Source organism: Paenibacillus sp. FSL R7-0312, assembly GCF_038004445.1.
GTDB lineage: Bacteria > Bacillota > Bacilli > Paenibacillales > Paenibacillaceae > Paenibacillus_AQ.
The window spans coordinates 1208976-1226909 of record NZ_JBBORE010000001.1 but is presented as its reverse complement, the minus strand read 5'-3'; the positions used below and the strand labels follow the sequence as shown (position 1 = coordinate 1226909).

Sequence of the window (17934 nt, the reverse complement as noted above, 5' to 3'; positions counted from 1 at the left end):
AGGAGACTAACATGTATTTGGTATATGCCGACGGGCAAGGAAACGTATATGATCATCCCGAGCTGTACGGACTGGCCCGCAGCGGGGATATGATTGTTGAGATACTGGAGGAAGAATTGATCCCGCTGCCTGAAGGCGCTACTCTGGTAGGGCTGCCTAATACGCGGGCAATCGGGATGGATCCCGGGACAGGTGAAATGCTGCCGTTGCCTTTAGGCTCACAGGCTGTTGGAGCGCTATTGCCGCAGGGCTTTACCCGTCTGTGCCTTCCCGGCTATGTCAAGACAGATAAGACGTATAAGCTTCCACTCTTCGGTTATTCCGCTGTAGTATGGAAGGATGGCGGATTCTACGTAGCGGCGGATCCTACAGATGATACGGATCAGTGGAATCCTTTGAATTGTGACCGCGGGGATGTAGAGATTGGCGTCAGTGATTTGACCGCAAAGTACCCGGAGAACCGTCTCTATAATCATCTGTCCAACTGCGCACTGGAATACGAGTGCCTGACCTCGTCCAATACCTTCTTGGGCCGCTGGGAGGGTGCCGTTCCAGTGTCCTACTCGTGCAATGCCGGCTGCTTTGGTTGTATCTCCGAACAGCCGGATGACAGCGGATTTGTATCGCCGCAGACGCGGATGAACTTCCGGCCTACAGTGAGTGAAGTTTCACAAGTCATGCTGGAGCACCTTAAGACGCCGGAGTCGATTGTAAGCTTTGGGCAGGGCTGTGAAGGCGAACCTTCTACCCAGGCGAAGATAATCATTGAGTCCATCCGTGAAGTACGCTCTATTACAGATATGGGTTATATCAATATCAATACGAACGCAGGATTAAGCGATCATATCCGCGGCATTGTGGATGCTGGTCTTGACCTTATGCGGGTCAGCACAATCAGTGCGCTGGATGATCACTATAATGCATACTACAAGCCGCGCGGCTATACGCTGGCTAATGTAGAGAAGTCCCTGAAATATGCAGCTTCACAGGGTGTATATACTTCCATTAACTATCTGATTTTTCCGGGTGTCACGGACCGCGAGGAAGAGATTGAGGCGATGGTTGAGTTCGTCAGACGTACAGACATTAAGCTAATTCAGATGCGGAATCTTAATATTGACCCGGAGAGCTATCTGGAGCTGATTCCTCCGGCTCAAGGTGAGATTCTCGGAATGAAGACGATGCTGGAGATCTTCCGCGAGGAGCTTCCGGATGTTGTGATCGGCTCCTTCACCCATGTTCCGCCTGCCGAACTGGCCCGTGCGAAGCAGCGCAGAGTGCACCAATAACCGCAGGATTGAGTCTTCCCAAACCTCTTGCAGCGCCCTGGGCTTCCATGCTAGAATGTAGCTTGCGTAATCATATAACTCTAAGTCCGCATGAGGCTTAGGGCGTGAGAGGTGAATATTCAAATGCAAACAGCAATTCAACCCAAGTACAATGTAACTAAGGTAACCTGTGCCTGCGGCAACTCCTTTGAAGCTGGCTCTGCCAAGGAAGAGCTGCGCGTCGAAATTTGCTCCAGCTGCCATCCTTTCTTCACCGGCAAGCAGAAGTTCCTGGATGCCGGCGGCCGCGTGGATAAGTTTAAGAAGAAATACGGCATCTAATTGGTTTTCCATTTTAATGTTAGTTGATTTTTGCCCGGCTGTAAGCTATACTTATCTTCGCCGTGCTAGACGGGGAGGTAGCGGTGCCCTGTAACTCGCAATCCGCTGTAGCGAGGTTGAATTCCTGTTAGAGGTGCTGTCGATGTGAGGCCTTGGTTCCTATGGGCTGTGTTGACGGTTGGGTCCTCCGCAATGAGTGCTTATGAACCTGGTCAGGTCCGGAAGGAAGCAGCCATAAGTGAGTTTACTCTTGTGCCGGAGGGTGGCCTAGCCCGAGCAGTTTTGTAGGGTTGCCGCTTGGATCGCAGTCATCAATAACGGGTGCACGGTTTAAATACTATTATGTAGCGTCTTTGCCACAAGCGAAGATGCTTTTTGTTTTTTGAAAGATAAGAAATATATGCTTTATCATACTTTATATCCTAATACTTCCCACTGATGCGGTTACCTGAGAGCGATACGTAGTATCGCTGTATCGGAAGCATAGTCCTCGTTAGAGGATGGCGAAAGCGCTTCTGCTTGGTCAAAGACTGGGGAATATAGTATAATAAATTAGCGACAAATGCCGGAAAGCGGCAGCCTGAGAGAGGGTAATGCATAGTGGAACATATCGCGCTGTACCGTGCTTGGCGGCCGCAGTCGTTTCAGGATATGGTAGGGCAGCAGCATATTATCCAGACGCTGCAGAATGCGATCCGTGAACAGCGGGTATCGCATGCGTATCTGTTCAGCGGCCCGCGGGGGACCGGTAAGACGAGCGCGGCCAAGGTGCTGGCCAAAGCGGTCAATTGCGAGCGGGGCCCGGGTCCGGAGCCGTGCAATGAATGTCCGTCTTGTCTGCGGATCACAGCGGGCAACGTAATGGATGTCCAGGAGATTGATGCGGCCTCCAACCGGGGTGTTGAAGAGATTCGCGATCTGCGGGATAAGGTGAAATATGCACCTACCGAAGTACGCCGTAAAGTGTATATTATTGATGAGGTGCATATGCTGACAACAGAAGCATTCAATGCCCTGCTTAAGACGCTGGAAGAACCGCCGCCGCATGTCATGTTTATTCTTGCTACGACAGAGCCGCACAAACTGCCGGCTACGATCATTTCACGCTGCCAGCGGTTTGACTTCCGCCGGGTTTCTCTGGAGGAGCAGACTGGCCGGCTGAGAGAGATATGCCAGAAGGAAGGCATTACGGCAGATGCGGACGCACTCCAGTACATCGCCCGTCTGTCCGACGGAGGGATGCGTGATGCGCTGAGCATACTTGATCAGATCTCGTCTTTCACAGACGGGAATGTGACGTATCAGCAGGTGCTGGGCATGACCGGAGGAATTCCATCCGAACAGTTTGCCCGTCTGGCTACAGCCATTTTGGAGAGTGATATGGGGCTGCTGCTGGAGCTTGTCGAGCAGTTGATGCACGAGGGCAAAAGTGCCGACAAATGTCTGGAGAATCTTTTGTATTATTTCCGTGATTTACTTATGATCAAGATGGTGCCGGGGGCAGACCAGTTGACCGACCGTGTACTGAATCCGGCGGAATTCCGTGATATGGCAGCAGCCTTTACCCGTGACCGGCTATTCCTGATTGTGGAGACCCTAAGCCGATATCTGGGTGAGATGAAATATGCCACTCATCCGCAGACTTTATTTGAAGTAGCGCTGATGAAGCTGTGCAGTACCCAGCAGGAGGCTCCTTCAGCGGGTGCCCCGTCCTTGAGTGCTGTATCGCCGGAAGCGGGAAGAAGTTCTTCACCAGTGGATTCGGGGGAACTGGATGTACTCAAACGGCAGATTGCCGCGCTGGAGAAGAAGCTTGAGCAGGCAATCCAATCCGGAGGTGTGGCCGGCGGGCGTGAGCAGGCTGCCCCGCAGAGAGCGGCCGCCCCACCAAGCGCTCCAAGAGTATCCTCTGCAGGCAAGCTTCCGCCGCAGCTCGATAAGTTCATTGCGGGTAAAGACAGCGCTGACTTTGGCAATGTGTATAAGCAGTGGAGCCAGGTTCTGCAGGGCGTGAAGGAAGAGAAAGTAACTGTGCATGCGTGGTTTGTAGATGGAGAGCCAGTGGCAGTTATGGAAGATGCAGTGCTGGTCGCCTTCAAGAATACAATTCACCGGGATACGACTGAGAAGCCGGCCAACCGCCAGGTCATCGAGAACGTGATGTCTGCTAAGCTGGGTAAGCCATATCGGCTGGTGACGATGCTGCTGCGTGACTGGAATGAGGCTGCAACCAAGTCGGCTTCCAAGGCCAGTACAGAAGAACTGCATCTGGAGCATGAGCACGAGACTATAGAAGCCAAACCCGAACCATGGATTGACGAGGCGATCCAGCTCTTTGGAGAAGACCTTGTTGTCATAAAGGAATAGAGCCTCAAGCATACTAGCGCAGATAACGCGCATCCCAAAGGAGAGACGATGTATGAATAATATGAACCAAATGATGAAGCAGGTTAAAAAAATGCAGGAGCAGATGCTCAAAGCCCAGGAAGAACTAGGCGGTAAGACCATTGAAGGCTCATCCGGCGGCGGCGTGGTTACCGTTCAGGTGAACGGCCACAAAAAACTGCTGTCTATTCAGATTAAACCGGAGGTTGTTGATCCGGAAGATATCGAAATGCTGCAGGATCTGGTGATCACTGCTGTTAATGATGCTCTTACCCAGGCTGAAGAGTTGGCTAACAACGATATGGGTAAATTCACCGGCGGAATGAAGATCCCTGGCTTATTCTAGGCTTACTCCACTCCCGACCAAAGGAGAACCATTACTTTGTATTATCCAGAACCGCTAGCCAAGCTGATAGAAGCTTTTACACGTCTACCCGGGATTGGCCCGAAGACAGCGGCCCGGCTGGCCTTTCATGTGCTTAACATGAAGGAGGATGAGGTGATTGATTTCGCCAAAGCTCTGGTCAGTGTCAAACGGAACCTTCATTATTGCTCGGTCTGCTGTAATATTACCGATACTGACCCGTGCAGGATCTGTCAGGACAAAACCCGCGATGCCTCGGTAATCTGTGTGGTTCAGGACTCCAAGGATCTGGTAGCCATAGAGAGAACCAAAGAGTTTGACGGTTACTATCATGTGCTGCAGGGCGCCATCTCGCCTATGGAGGGCATCGGACCTGATGATATACGGCTGAAGGAGCTGCTGACCAGACTCAGTGATGAGCGGGTGAAGGAGCTGATTATGGCGACCAATCCCAACATTGAGGGCGAGGCCACGGCTATGTATATCTCCCGTCTAGTCCGTCCGTTCGAGATCAAGATCACGAGAATCGCCCATGGCTTGCCTGTAGGCGGCGATCTTGAGTATGCGGATGAGGTAACCCTGTCGAAGGCGCTGGAAGGCCGTCGTGAGCTGTTCTGAGTGTTCTGACATTGAATTGTATTTGAAGAGGCCCTTGGGGGCCTCTTTTTTATTAGGTATAGACTCCAGGAGGACGGCCAGCATTCAACAAAAGAGCACTGACTCATGGTTCTAAGTTTGTCCCTATTCCGATATGTATGAGATTAACGGGTGTGCGGCCCCGGCTGCGCCAGTAATCAATCATAGGAGGGGATTGCAATGGGATGGTGGAACACGAAATGGCTGGGCAGAGATGCAGAAGGGGCGAATAATGCCCATATAGAAGATGAGTGGGGTACGGTGTACCATGAGGTCCGCAAAGCGCAGTCGGAGTGGGAACGGGCATATCTGATGTTTGATGAGGCGCTGGGTCAGGACCAGATTGATTATGCCATCTATATACTTGAGGCGGCCGAGCGTAAATACCAGATTCATCTTAAGCATGCCAAGAGACTGGGGCTGAACCGGAGCCGGCTGCCGATGTAACCGGAATAACTATTGAGGAGGATCACAATGCTAAGAACTGTTGCAATGGGTGTGCTGATTCTGTCGGGGCTCCTGCTAATTCTAATTGTATTCAGAAAAAAATTGGGGTGGGCCTGGATAAGCGTATTCGGAACTCATCTTATTCTGGCGGCAATCGGCATCTATATTGTTAACTTCTCCGGTATTCTAACGAATGTACACATCCCGCTGAATCCCACAACCATAGGCGCAGTAACGATTCTTGGGCTGCCCGGGGTACTAATGCTGCTGGGTTTAAAATTAACTTTGTTTTAGTGGTTGACGAGGGTTGTTGATTTATGATACATTAAGTCTCGGCCCTTTGAGCAAGATGTTCTCGGATAACTTGCTGAAAGCTGAAGCGAAAAAAGAAATTAAAAAAACGCTTGACTGAAACAAAGGTGCTGTGATATATTATAAAGGTCGCTGCTGAAACAAACATCGGCGACGAAAGATGAGACATTGATCTTTGAAAACTGAACAACGAGTGAGTGGGAAATCACGAAAGTGACTTCCAAAATAGAGAATGAAAATTCTCGTCAGATGTTTCAAAATGAGCAATCGCTCTTTCTAAAACCAATTTGGAGAGTTTGATCCTGGCTCAGGACGAACGCTGGCGGCATGCCTAATACATGCAAGTCGAGCGGAGTTATGAAGGAGCTTGCTCTGGATTAACTTAGCGGCGGACGGGTGAGTAACACGTAGGCAACCTGCCCTCAAGACTGGGATAACTACCGGAAACGGTAGCTAATACCGGATAATTTCTTTCCTCTCCTGAAGAGAGAATGAAAGGCGGAGCAATCTGCCACTTGGGGATGGGCCTGCGGCGCATTAGCTAGTTGGTGGGGTAACGGCCCACCAAGGCGACGATGCGTAGCCGACCTGAGAGGGTGAACGGCCACACTGGGACTGAGACACGGCCCAGACTCCTACGGGAGGCAGCAGTAGGGAATCTTCCGCAATGGGCGAAAGCCTGACGGAGCAATGCCGCGTGAGTGATGAAGGTTTTCGGATCGTAAAGCTCTGTTGCCAGGGAAGAACGTCCGGTAGAGTAACTGCTACCGGAGTGACGGTACCTGAGAAGAAAGCCCCGGCTAACTACGTGCCAGCAGCCGCGGTAATACGTAGGGGGCAAGCGTTGTCCGGAATTATTGGGCGTAAAGCGCGCGCAGGCGGTCATTTAAGTCTGGTGTTTAAACCTTGGGCTCAACCTGGGGTCGCACTGGAAACTGGGTGACTTGAGTACAGAAGAGGAAAGTGGAATTCCACGTGTAGCGGTGAAATGCGTAGATATGTGGAGGAACACCAGTGGCGAAGGCGACTTTCTGGGCTGTAACTGACGCTGAGGCGCGAAAGCGTGGGGAGCAAACAGGATTAGATACCCTGGTAGTCCACGCCGTAAACGATGAGTGCTAGGTGTTAGGGGTTTCGATACCCTTGGTGCCGAAGTTAACACAGTAAGCACTCCGCCTGGGGAGTACGGTCGCAAGACTGAAACTCAAAGGAATTGACGGGGACCCGCACAAGCAGTGGAGTATGTGGTTTAATTCGAAGCAACGCGAAGAACCTTACCAGGTCTTGACATCCCGATGAAAGCATTAGAGATAGTGCCCCTCTTCGGAGCATCGGAGACAGGTGGTGCATGGTTGTCGTCAGCTCGTGTCGTGAGATGTTGGGTTAAGTCCCGCAACGAGCGCAACCCTTGACTTTAGTTGCCAGCAGGTAAGGCTGGGCACTCTAGAGTGACTGCCGGTGACAAACCGGAGGAAGGTGGGGATGACGTCAAATCATCATGCCCCTTATGACCTGGGCTACACACGTACTACAATGGCCGGTACAACGGGAAGCGAAACCGCGAGGTGGAGCCAATCCCAGCAAAGCCGGTCTCAGTTCGGATTGCAGGCTGCAACTCGCCTGCATGAAGTCGGAATTGCTAGTAATCGCGGATCAGCATGCCGCGGTGAATACGTTCCCGGGTCTTGTACACACCGCCCGTCACACCACGAGAGTTTACAACACCCGAAGTCGGTGGGGTAACCCGCAAGGGAGCCAGCCGCCGAAGGTGGGGTAGATGATTGGGGTGAAGTCGTAACAAGGTAGCCGTATCGGAAGGTGCGGCTGGATCACCTCCTTTCTATGGAGAATCGTTTCCTGCAACGGAAACATTCAAATCGGAAGCTAAAGCTTCCACAATGAACCTTCGGGTTCGGACACTCACTCGTGTTCAGTTTTGAAAGAGCAAGTCTCTTTCGTATGCGTTTGGTGGCGATAGCGGAGGGGTTCCACACGTACCCATCCCGAACACGACCGTTAAGCCCTCCAGCGCCGATGGTACTTGGACCGAAGGGTCCTGGGAGAGTAGGACGCCGCCAAGCGAACAATCAATTTATTGGTTGATTCACAATGTTATCTGTTATATGGGCTTTTAGCTCAGTTGGTTAGAGCGCACCTCTGATAAGGGTGAGGTCGGTGGTTCGAGTCCACCAAGGCCCACCATATAACATTTAGAATTGAATACCTTTATGGGGCCATAGCTCAGCTGGGAGAGCGCCTGCCTTGCAAGCAGGAGGTCAGCGGTTCGATCCCGCTTGGCTCCACCAATACTTCTTTACAAGATTATATGCACATTGTCTGTTATTCCGAACATCACAGTCGTGATTGTTTCATAATAACAGCACCTTGATCCTTGAAAACTGGATACCGAAACGAATTTGCGTTTTAGAACATCTTTTAGCTGAAACTTGTATAAGCAAGTTGAAATAGTTATTAGTCATGCTGAGCGATGGTTTTGGATTATGAGCGACTTTTGGCTTTAAACAGACTAGCGGACGGATTCATCCGGAAGCGCTGTTTAAAACAAGATGAGCGAATGAGCCAATACCGGAGCGATTGGTTAAGCTAATAAGAGCACACGGAGGATGCCTAGGCGCCAGGAGCCGACGAAGGACGTGGCGAACAACGAAACTGCCTCGGGGAGCTGTAAGCAAGCTTTGATCCGGGGGTGTCCGAATGGGGAAACCCAGCTGTGGTAATTCGCAGTTACTCGTATCTGAATACATAGGATACGCAGAGGCAGACCAGGGGAACTGAAACATCTAAGTACCCTGAGGAAGAGAAAACAATAGTGATTCCGTCAGTAGCGGCGAGCGAACGCGGAACAGCCTAAACCAAGGGGCTTGCCCCTTGGGGTTGTGGGACGTCTCACATGGAGTTACAAAGGAATATGGTAGGTGAAGAGGTCTGGAAAGGCCCGCGATAGAGGTAAAAGCCCTGTAGCCTAAACTGTGTTCTCTCCGAGACGGATCCCGAGTAGTGCGGGGCACGTGAAACCCCGTATGAATCCAGCAGGACCATCTGCTAAGGCTAAATACTACCTGGCGACCGATAGTGAAACAGTACCGTGAGGGAAAGGTGAAAAGCACCCCGGAAGGGGAGTGAAATAGAACCTGAAACCGTGTGCTTACAAAAAGTCAGAGCCCTATTACTGGGTGATGGCGTGCCTTTTGTAGAATGAACCGGCGAGTTACGTTTAACATGCAAGGTTAAGTCGAGAAGACGGAGCCGCAGCGAAAGCGAGTCTGAATAGGGCGAATGAGTATGTGGACGTAGACCCGAAACCGTGTGATCTACCCCTGTCCAGGGTGAAGGTGCGGTAACACGCACTGGAGGCCCGAACCCACGCATGTTGAAAAATGCGGGGATGAGGTGGGGGTAGCGGAGAAATTCCAATCGAACTCGGAGATAGCTGGTTCTCCCCGAAATAGCTTTAGGGCTAGCCTCGGTGAATGGAGTGGTGGAGGTAGAGCACTGATTGGGTGCGGGGCCCGCAAGGGTTACCAAGCTCAGTCAAACTCCGAATGCCATTAACTTCTTGCCGGGAGTCAGACAGTGAGTGCTAAGATCCATTGTCAAAAGGGAAACAGCCCAGACCATCAGCTAAGGTCCCCAAGTGTGTGTTAAGTGGGAAAGGATGTGGAGTTGCACAGACAACCAGGATGTTGGCTTAGAAGCAGCCACCATTGAAAGAGTGCGTAATAGCTCACTGGTCGAGTGACTCTGCGCCGAAAATGTAACGGGGCTAAACACACCACCGAAGCTATGGCTAGATACTTTGTATCTGGGGTAGGGGAGCGTTGTATGTGGGTTGAAGGTGTACCGTAAGGAGCGCTGGACAGCATACAAGTGAGAATGCCGGTATGAGTAACGAAAAGATCAGTGAGAATCTGATCCGCCGAAAGCCCAAGGTTTCCTGAGGAAGGCTCGTCCGCTCAGGGTAAGTCGGGACCTAAGGCGAGGCCGAAAGGCGTAGTCGAAGGACAACAGTTTGAAATTACTGTACCACCGTAATCCGCTATGAGCGATGGGGTGACGCAGGAGGGTAGTGACGCGGACTGATGGATGTGTCCGTCTAAGCAGTGAGGCTGATGTGTAGGCAAATCCGCACATCAATAAGGCTGGGCTGTGATGGGGAGCGAAAATTGTAGTAGCGAAGGTCATGATCTCACACTGCCAAGAAAAGCCTCTAGCCAGGAGAAGGTGCCCGTACCGCAAACCGACACAGGTAGGCGAGAAGAGAATTCTAAGGCGCGCGGAAGAACTCTCGTTAAGGAACTCGGCAAAATGACCTCGTAACTTCGGGAGAAGAGGTGCCTCGGTAGGGTGAATAGCCCGAGGGGGCCGCAGTGAAAAGGCCCAAGCGACTGTTTAGCAAAAACACAGGTCTGTGCGAAGCCGCAAGGCGAAGTATACGGGCTGACGCCTGCCCGGTGCTGGAAGGTTAAGGGGAGTGGTTAGGGGCAACCCGAAGCTGTGAACCGAAGCCCCAGTAAACGGCGGCCGTAACTATAACGGTCCTAAGGTAGCGAAATTCCTTGTCAGGTAAATTCTGACCCGCACGAATGGCGTAACGACTTGGGCGCTGTCTCAACGAGAGATCCGGTGAAATTTTAATACCTGTGAAGATGCAGGTTACCCGCGACAAGACGGAAAGACCCCATGGAGCTTTACTGCAGCTTGATATTGAATTTGGGTACGATCTGTACAGGATAGGTGGGAGCCGTTGAGGCAGGAGCGCAAGCTTCTGCGGAGGCGCCGTTGGGATACCACCCTGATCGTATCTAGGTTCTAACCTAGTACCCTAAGCGGGTACGGGGACCGTGTCAGGCGGGCAGTTTGACTGGGGCGGTCGCCTCCTAAAGAGTAACGGAGGCGTTCAAAGGTTCCCTCAGAATGGTTGGAAATCATTCGCAGAGTGCAAAGGCATAAGGGAGCTTGACTGCGAGACCTACAAGTCGAGCAGGGACGAAAGTCGGACTTAGTGATCCGGTGGTACCGCATGGAAGGGCCATCGCTCAACGGATAAAAGCTACCCTGGGGATAACAGGCTTATCTCCCCCAAGAGTCCACATCGACGGGGAGGTTTGGCACCTCGATGTCGGCTCATCGCATCCTGGGGCTGAAGTAGGTCCCAAGGGTTGGGCTGTTCGCCCATTAAAGCGGTACGCGAGCTGGGTTCAGAACGTCGTGAGACAGTTCGGTCCCTATCTGTCGTGGGCGCAGGAAATTTGAGAGGAGCTGTCCTTAGTACGAGAGGACCGGGATGGACGTACCGCTGGTGCATCAGTTGTTCCGCCAGGAGCATGGCTGAGTAGCTACGTACGGACGGGATAAGCGCTGAAAGCATCTAAGCGTGAAGCCCCCCTCAAGATGAGATTTCCCAACTAGTAAGACCCCTTGAAGACGACGAGGTAGATAGGTTGGAGGTGGAAGTGCAGCAATGCACGGAGCTGACCAATACTAATCGGTCGAGGGCTTATCCAAATTTCTTAGAGCGCAGATTCGTTTCGGATTCAGTTTTCAGGAATTAATTTCCTGTGCGGATTTACATGGCTACCATTTATTTGGAGAGATACCCAAGTGGCTATAAGGGGACCCTCTGCTAAGGGGTTAGACTGCGTAAGCGGTGCGAGGGTTCGAATCCCTCTCTCTCCGCCATTATAAATCCAATACTTGTAGTGTGGCGGCGTAGCTCAGCTGGCTAGAGCGTACGGTTCATACCCGTGAGGTCGGGGGTTCGATCCCCTCTGCCGCTACCATACATACCCGGAGGCTTAGCTCAGCTGGGAGAGCATCTGCCTTACAAGCAGAGGGTCGGGGGTTCGAACCCCTCAGCCTCCACCATTTTTAAATTTTAGATCCGCCTTACACCGTGCCGGTGTAGCTCAACTGGTAGAGCAACTGACTTGTAATCAGTAGGTTGGGGGTTCAAGTCCTCTCGCCGGCACCATTTTTACAACAAATTGTGGAACCGTGGTGTAGTTGGCCTAACATGCCTGCCTGTCACGCAGGAGATCGCGGGTTCGAATCCCGTCGGTTCCGCCATTTTTTTTGTTTTAAGGCTTATTTTATGGCTCGGTAGCTCAGTCGGTAGAGCAAAGGACTGAAAATCCTTGTGTCGGGGGTTCGATTCCCTCCCGCGCCACCATTATGGAGGCTTAGCGAAGTGGCCAAACGCATCAGACTGTAAATCTGCTCACGTACGTGTTCGGTGGTTCGAATCCATCAGCCTCCATCCCTTTTTATGAGCCATTAGCTCAGTTGGTAGAGCACCTGACTTTTAATCAGGGTGTCGAAGGTTCGAGTCCTTCATGGCTCATCCTAATTCAGAAGTCATCACTTTCATGTGATGGCTTTTTTTATGTTTTCAGGAGGTCTGTATAATAAAAAGTATATAAATTACCCGGAAGTCGTTTAAAATAGCTCCCCTCGTTTAATTATAAGTCTATAATGCTGTAGAAATGAGGGAATGACAATTGATATATGATGCGATTATAGTGGGCGGCGGTTTTGCGGGGCTTCAGGCGGCTATTCAATTGGGACGTTACTCGGTCCATCAGGTGCTTGTAATTGATGCAGGAGGCGGAAGATCAAGCATATGCCGGAATTATCATAATATATTGGGCTGGCCTGACGGTGTGCCGGGTGAGGAACTGCGGGCCAGGGGGAGGCTTCAGGCGGAAAGGGCAGGTGTAACGTTTCAGAAGGATAGAATAGTTAAGGCCGAGAAGCCGGATGAATTATTCATACTTCACGGAACCGGGGGGCAGCAATATGTAGGCCGGACTCTGTTGCTTGCTACTGGAGTAATGGACCGGTTTCCTGAGCTGCCGGGCTTACTGCCTGCCCTTGGTATGACAATCTATGTTTGCCCGGACTGTGATGGCTTTGAAATTCAGAACCGGCAGACCGTATTGATAGGCTCTGGTGATGTAGGCGCTAATATGGCTTTTGTTTTAAGGGAACGCACAGGTGATTTGACCTACATTAATCATGAACGTACACCCGTTTCGGCGGAAAATCGTAACCGGCTGCAGGATGAGGATATACAGTATATCGAAGAACCGGTTGCCCGCATTGAGGAAGAGAACGGAAGAATTAAGGCGGTAGCCATGGAGAACGGTGAGGTGCTGTCGGCAGAGCGCGGGTTTATTGCTTTTGGACAGAATCCGGTACATTCTGAGCTAGCCGTACAGCTGGGAGTAACGCTCCATAAGAATAAGCATGTGGAGGCGAATAAACGCTCATTAATGACTAATATTGAGCATGTATGGGTGGCAGGAGATGTTGCAGTGCATGCGGAGCAGGCGACGGTCGCTATGGGTGAGGGAGCCATTGCCGGGATCTGGATGCATAAGACTTTGAAAAAGATGAATCCGGTAATTCTGCCTCCTTCGAAGAAGCATTATGCAGCAAAATAGACTTTTGATACACTGCTGATCAAATGTCACTCAGGGTTCAGAAGAGCTATTCCGCAATTTGCAGCAAAATATGATAAAATAGGCGAAAAGAGCAAAAGTGGTGGAGAATGGTGACGATGGATAGTGAGGTTTTGCGTCAAAAATTGGAGCAACTCACCGGAAAGAGAACCGGAATCAAGCAGCTCGGGAGGCAGCATTCAGCTTCTCTTTTTGGCATGGGCACGGAGAAGGATCAAGAGCAGGCAGTCTTTCATGAGGGATATTTGTGGATTCCCCTATATGAGAATGACGGGCGTATAACCGCGGTGTGGGTGGAGACAGAAGGGCTGTCGCCTCTGGAACTGCAGCTGGTCAATTATGCGGGCCGTAATTTTGCGGTAGCCCTCAAGGCCACCGGCCTTAAGGAAGAAGGAGAGATGGAGGCCCGTCAGCTTAGCGGCTGGTTGAACTCGCAGCTCGAGCAAGAGAAGGATGATACGGAAATTCCGGATGATATTACGCTAAAAGGCCGGCTGTTCGGGGATATGATTCCTTTTTTGCTGGTTAGTGAGAATGTCCATAATCCGCAGATGACGTATCGTTCTTTAATGAAGCTGCTGCGCAGTTATTTCGAGAACGAAGTCCTGTTAATTCCCTTGTTGGATAAGGAATGGTTAATTTTAGCCCGTAAGGAACTGCTCACCGGCGGAGATGATAAGGAAGATGAGGAAGAAAGTGCTGAGGATCTGCTGTCTCAGACCTCTATGGGTCTGCATGAACTGATCGCCAGTGAATGGGTTGGCGTCTTCCATCTGGCGGTTTCCCCGGCCATCATTCCGGTTAAGGGCCTGACAGGCTCCGTGGCTCTGCTGCGCGAGACGATTATTCTGGGCCGGATCTTCCAGGTAGGCGATTATATCCATCTGCCTTGGGAGCTTCATATGGAGCGTCTGGTGAACAGTATCCCCGATGACCGCCGCAGACAGCTGCTGGGTCAGATCGGGGATTATACGGCGGTGCTGGCGGATAAGGAAATGCTGCTGACGCTGGAAACTTTTTTTGAAATGGACTGCAATGTCAGCGAAACCGCGAAGAAGCTGTATATCCACCGGAATACGCTCTTGTACAGACTCGACAAGATCAAACAGGAAACGGGAGCCGATGTCCGGAGTTTCGGGGATGCTGCGATTGTGAAGTTAGCCATGTTATTGTATAAAGTGACGAAAAGAAAATAGGATTTTTGTGAACCTTACAAATAGCCAGGAGGCCAGGTCTGGGGTAAGATAAGTGTACAAGAAAGCGTTTGATTTTCTAATCCAATAATTGACTCGAGGGGGAAATACAATGGCAGGCGTACGTTTAGAGCATATTTTCAAAAAATACCCGGGTTCTGATAAAGCAACAGTAATCGATATCAATCTTGATATTAAAGATAAGGAATTTCTCGTACTGGTTGGTCCTTCCGGTTGCGGTAAATCCACAACACTTCGTATGATCGCAGGTCTTGAAGAAATTTCTGAAGGTAAAATGTACATTGGTGACCGTGTAGTGAATGACGTGGCTCCTAAAGACCGCGATATCGCGATGGTATTCCAATCCTACGCCCTGTACCCGCATATGAGCGTGTATCAGAACATGGCTTTCGGTCTGAAACTGCGTAAAGTGAAGAAAGAAGAAATCGACAAGAAAGTACGCGAAGCAGCAAGAATTCTCGATATCGAGCATTTGCTGGAACGCAAACCTAAGGCACTGTCCGGTGGTCAACGCCAACGTGTCGCTCTAGGCCGCGCTATTGTCCGTGATCCGCAAGTCTTCCTGATGGATGAGCCTCTTTCCAACTTGGATGCTAAACTTCGTGGTCAAATGCGTGCTGAAATCACTAAGCTGGTTAAACGCCTTGAAACTACTTGTATCTATGTAACGCATGACCAGACAGAAGCTATGACAATGGGTGACCGTATCGTAGTTATGTACGATGGTATCATTCAACAAGCAGCTTCTCCTGAAGAATTGTACAATGAGCCTACAAACCTGTTCGTTGCAGGATTCATCGGATCCCCAACAATGAACTTTATCAATGGTACACTCTCCGATGTTGGCGGCGCTGTCCGTTTCCGCGCAGATAACCTTGATGTTGAAGTTCCAGGCGGCAAAGCTACAATGCTGCGTAACAAAGGTTATATCGGCAAGGATGTAATCATGGGCGTTCGTCCAGAAGATATTCATGAAGAGCCAGTATTCCTGGAAGCTTCTCCGAATACAATCTTCACTTCGCTCGTTGATGTTACTGAAAACCTTGGTCATGAAATGCTCCTCTACTTGAGCGGCCTTGGCGCTAACACTGTAATTGCCCGTGTAGATGGACGTTCCACTACCCGTGAAGGCAGCAAGCCTAAATTGGCAATCGACATGAACAAAATTCACCTCTTCGATAAAGAATCCGAACTGAACATTCTGCTGGGATAAGACAAAGCACAGTGGGATACAGGTTATAATAGAAGAAAGCCGCCCTCACAGGCGGCTTTTTCTTGTATTGGGCATGTGGAGCCGGAGATAAAACCTATTGGTCCAAAGACCCGGAAAGCAGGGTGTTCCGTCAGGACAGGCTTAGCAATACCATAGGTAATAAGATTGCATTCATAGGCGTTATCAATTAAGATAGCAGGAGAATTACCTGTAGCTGGAATGGGAAAAGTTGTGAACCCGGGTGCAGGAAGCGGACACAACCGCAGGTGACGAAAGGACGGACATACATGGCTAAGAAGGTAAAGGTATCGGAACTGGTACAGCATTTTCAATTAGAGGTTGTTTCCGGACAGGAGGGTCTGAAAAGACCGATTACAGTGGATGATTTGAATCGTCCGGGACTGGAAATGGCCGGTTATTTCGAATATTATCCGGAAGAACGTGTTCAGCTGCTGGGCAAAACAGAGCTGGCCTTTTTCTCAATGCTTCCTGAGGAAGAACGCAAAAGCCGGATTCGCGGAATTTGCAACGATAATACCCCTTGTATTGTAATTACCCGTGCGCTGGATGTTCCGCAGGAGCTTATTGAAATTAGTAACGAAAAGGGACTGCCTGTGCTGCGCAGCTCGATGGCGACTACTATTTTCTCGAGCAGACTGACAAGCTTCCTGGAAGGCAGACTGGCCCCTACGGCAACAATCCACGGTGTTCTCTGTGATGTATATGGTGTAGGTATGCTGATTACAGGCAGCAGCGGTATCGGTAAAAGTGAAACGGCGCTTGAACTGGTTAAACGCGGGCACCGCCTGATCGCCGATGATGCAGTAGAGATCCGTCAGACCTCGGATAACCAGCTGCATGGTACAGCTCCGGAGCTCATTCGTCACTTGCTCGAAATCCGCGGGGTAGGGATTATTAATGTAATGACTCTCTTCGGTGCCGGAGCTATCCGTAATCATAAGCGGATCACACTGGTCGTTAGACTTGAGGCCTGGCAGCAGGATAAACAATATGACCGGCTCGGACTGGACGAGGAGACTACAAGGATCATTGACACCGATGTGCCGCTTGTAACGATCCCCGTACGTCCGGGACGTAACCTTGCGGTAATTATCGAGGTTGCAGCGATGAACTACCGGTTGAAACAAATGGGCTTTAACGCAGCTCTACAATTTACGAATAAACTTACAGCCACCATCTCTGAAGACATGGATGATCTGGACTAGGAGTGTGAGAGCATGTTTTTTTCATTAGCGATTAATCCGATTGTCTTCTCCATCGGTTCGCTGCCTGTTCATTGGTATGGTTTGATACTGGGTCTTGGTGCATTAGCCGGATTATTCCTTGCTATTCAAGAAGGCAAACGCTACAACATTCCGCAGGAGTTCTTCATGGACATGCTGCTGCTCGGAGTCCCTTCGGCGATCATTGGTGCGCGGATTTATTTTGTAGCGTTCAAGTGGGAAGATTACAAGGACAACTTGCTGGATATATTCAAAGTCTGGAATGGCGGTATTGCTATTTATGGCGCGCTGATTGGGGCGATCATCTGCGGAATTATATATTTCCGTTACAAGGGATATCCGTTCTGGCGTATCGTGGACATCTGTGCACCTGGACTGCTTGCCGGTCAGATGATTGGCCGTTGGGGTAATTTCATCAATCAGGAAGCCTACGGCGGCGTTGTAGAGGAATCCTTCCTGCGTGACAAGCTGCATCTGCCGGACTTTATTGTGAATCAAATGTACATAGGGGATGCGTTTCACCATCCGACCTTCCTGTATGAATCACTCTGGAGCCTGCTGGGGATTCTGCTCCTGATGGTACTGCGCCGCCAGAAATTTGTCCGTGCAGGCGAAATCTTCATGTCCTATTTCATCTGGTATTCGATCGGCCGTTTCTTTATTGAAGCTTTGCGTACGGACAGCCTAGGATTTAACGGCAGCAGCGGTTTGGCATCCTTCATTAACGGTCTATGGAGTCCGATGAAATGGCTGGGATTTGAGCAGGGGTATTTCGATCCGGCATACGGGAATGTTCGTATCTCACAGCTTCTGGCACTACTAATCATTCTCGTTGCAGTTGTATTGATCATTGTACGGCGTGTCAGCGGTCAGCCGAAGGATCATTATTCTGATCCGATTGTCAGCACTAAAGCGGCAGCGGCAGATGCTGTAGTTCCCGAGAGTGCAGTGAATACACCGCAGAAGGCTCCTCAGCCTATCCAGCCGGTGGAGGACTCATCTGAAGATAAGGAAACAAAGGAGTAGTA

General features: G+C 50.6%; 12 protein-coding genes, 10 tRNA genes, 3 rRNA genes and 1 other RNA gene. All 26 read left to right on the top strand.

What is annotated here, in order from left to right; genetic code table 11:
- Positions 1-11 precede the first annotated feature (11 nt).
- The 26 genes from MKX70_RS05180 to lgt all read left to right on the top strand — a co-directional run bounded on the left by MKX70_RS05180 (position 12) and on the right by lgt (position 17932).
- On the top strand, positions 12-1289 hold the full coding sequence (locus MKX70_RS05180) for a radical SAM protein (protein ID WP_042231536.1): 1278 nt from the start codon (positions 12-14) through the stop codon (positions 1287-1289).
- A gap of 123 nt (positions 1290-1412) precedes the next feature.
- Positions 1413-1610 carry a 50S ribosomal protein L31 gene (gene rpmE / locus MKX70_RS05175; RefSeq protein WP_039309646.1) on the top strand — a complete coding sequence of 66 codons (198 nt, stop codon included), beginning with the start codon at positions 1413-1415 and terminating at the stop codon, positions 1608-1610.
- A gap of 60 nt (positions 1611-1670) precedes the next feature.
- Positions 1671-1939, top strand: an RNA gene (gene ffs / locus MKX70_RS05170) — signal recognition particle sRNA large type.
- Between the two features lie 271 nt (positions 1940-2210).
- Positions 2211-3977 carry a DNA polymerase III subunit gamma/tau gene (dnaX, locus tag MKX70_RS05165; protein WP_042231539.1) on the top strand — a complete coding sequence of 589 codons (1767 nt, stop codon included), beginning with the start codon at positions 2211-2213 and terminating at the stop codon, positions 3975-3977.
- A 52-nt stretch (positions 3978-4029) separates the two neighbouring features.
- Positions 4030-4341, top strand: coding sequence for a YbaB/EbfC family nucleoid-associated protein (locus tag MKX70_RS05160; RefSeq protein WP_039309650.1), 312 nt, complete (start codon positions 4030-4032; stop codon positions 4339-4341).
- A 36-nt stretch (positions 4342-4377) separates the two neighbouring features.
- Positions 4378-4977: a recombination mediator RecR gene (gene recR, locus MKX70_RS05155; RefSeq protein ID WP_036698882.1), complete on the top strand. Its 600-nt coding sequence runs from the start codon at positions 4378-4380 to the stop codon at positions 4975-4977.
- A gap of 198 nt (positions 4978-5175) precedes the next feature.
- Positions 5176-5442, top strand: coding sequence for a DUF2508 family protein (locus MKX70_RS05150; protein WP_052415842.1), 267 nt, complete (start codon positions 5176-5178; stop codon positions 5440-5442).
- Between the two features lie 27 nt (positions 5443-5469).
- Positions 5470-5736, top strand: a complete 267-nt coding sequence (locus MKX70_RS05145) for a pro-sigmaK processing inhibitor BofA family protein (protein WP_042231541.1) — start codon at positions 5470-5472, stop codon at positions 5734-5736.
- A 302-nt stretch (positions 5737-6038) separates the two neighbouring features.
- Positions 6039-7594 (top strand): 16S ribosomal RNA (locus MKX70_RS05140).
- Positions 7595-7718: 124 nt separating this feature from the next.
- Positions 7719-7835, top strand: a 5S ribosomal RNA gene (rrf, locus tag MKX70_RS05135).
- Positions 7836-7879: 44 nt separating this feature from the next.
- Positions 7880-7956, top strand: a tRNA-Ile gene (locus MKX70_RS05130).
- A 28-nt stretch (positions 7957-7984) separates the two neighbouring features.
- A tRNA-Ala gene (locus tag MKX70_RS05125) sits at positions 7985-8060 on the top strand.
- Positions 8061-8351: 291 nt separating this feature from the next.
- Positions 8352-11280: ribosomal RNA gene (locus MKX70_RS05120) — 23S ribosomal RNA — on the top strand.
- The 16S, 23S and 5S rRNA genes sit together here with 10 tRNA genes alongside, the layout of an rRNA operon.
- An 82-nt stretch (positions 11281-11362) precedes the next feature.
- Positions 11363-11454 (top strand) — tRNA-Ser (locus MKX70_RS05115).
- A gap of 24 nt (positions 11455-11478) precedes the next feature.
- Positions 11479-11555: transfer RNA gene (locus MKX70_RS05110), tRNA-Met, on the top strand.
- A gap of 9 nt (positions 11556-11564) precedes the next feature.
- Positions 11565-11640: transfer RNA gene (locus tag MKX70_RS05105), tRNA-Val, on the top strand.
- A 30-nt stretch (positions 11641-11670) separates the two neighbouring features.
- Positions 11671-11746 (top strand) — tRNA-Thr (locus tag MKX70_RS05100).
- Positions 11747-11763: 17 nt separating this feature from the next.
- Positions 11764-11841: transfer RNA gene (locus MKX70_RS05095), tRNA-Asp, on the top strand.
- 27 nt (positions 11842-11868) lie between these two features.
- Positions 11869-11944 (top strand) — tRNA-Phe (locus tag MKX70_RS05090).
- 4 nt (positions 11945-11948) lie between these two features.
- A tRNA-Tyr gene (locus tag MKX70_RS05085) sits at positions 11949-12031 on the top strand.
- Positions 12032-12042: 11 nt separating this feature from the next.
- Positions 12043-12115: transfer RNA gene (locus MKX70_RS05080), tRNA-Lys, on the top strand.
- 157 nt (positions 12116-12272) lie between these two features.
- Positions 12273-13217 (top strand): NAD(P)/FAD-dependent oxidoreductase, encoded by a 945-nt coding sequence (locus tag MKX70_RS05075; protein ID WP_340839643.1) that lies wholly within the window; start codon positions 12273-12275, stop codon positions 13215-13217.
- Positions 13218-13333: 116 nt separating this feature from the next.
- Complete coding sequence (locus MKX70_RS05070) at positions 13334-14431, top strand: PucR family transcriptional regulator (protein WP_052415844.1); 1098 nt, start codon at positions 13334-13336, stop codon at positions 14429-14431.
- A gap of 109 nt (positions 14432-14540) precedes the next feature.
- Positions 14541-15662: an ABC transporter ATP-binding protein gene (locus MKX70_RS05065; protein ID WP_042231545.1), complete on the top strand. Its 1122-nt coding sequence runs from the start codon at positions 14541-14543 to the stop codon at positions 15660-15662.
- A gap of 287 nt (positions 15663-15949) precedes the next feature.
- The gene (hprK, locus tag MKX70_RS05060; protein ID WP_042132736.1) at positions 15950-16888 is read left to right on the top strand and encodes an HPr(Ser) kinase/phosphatase; all 939 of its coding nucleotides are present in this window, start codon (positions 15950-15952) and stop codon (positions 16886-16888) included.
- Positions 16889-16900: 12 nt separating this feature from the next.
- Complete coding sequence (gene lgt / locus MKX70_RS05055; RefSeq protein WP_042231547.1) at positions 16901-17932, top strand: prolipoprotein diacylglyceryl transferase; 1032 nt, start codon at positions 16901-16903, stop codon at positions 17930-17932.
- Positions 17933-17934 lie beyond the last annotated feature (2 nt).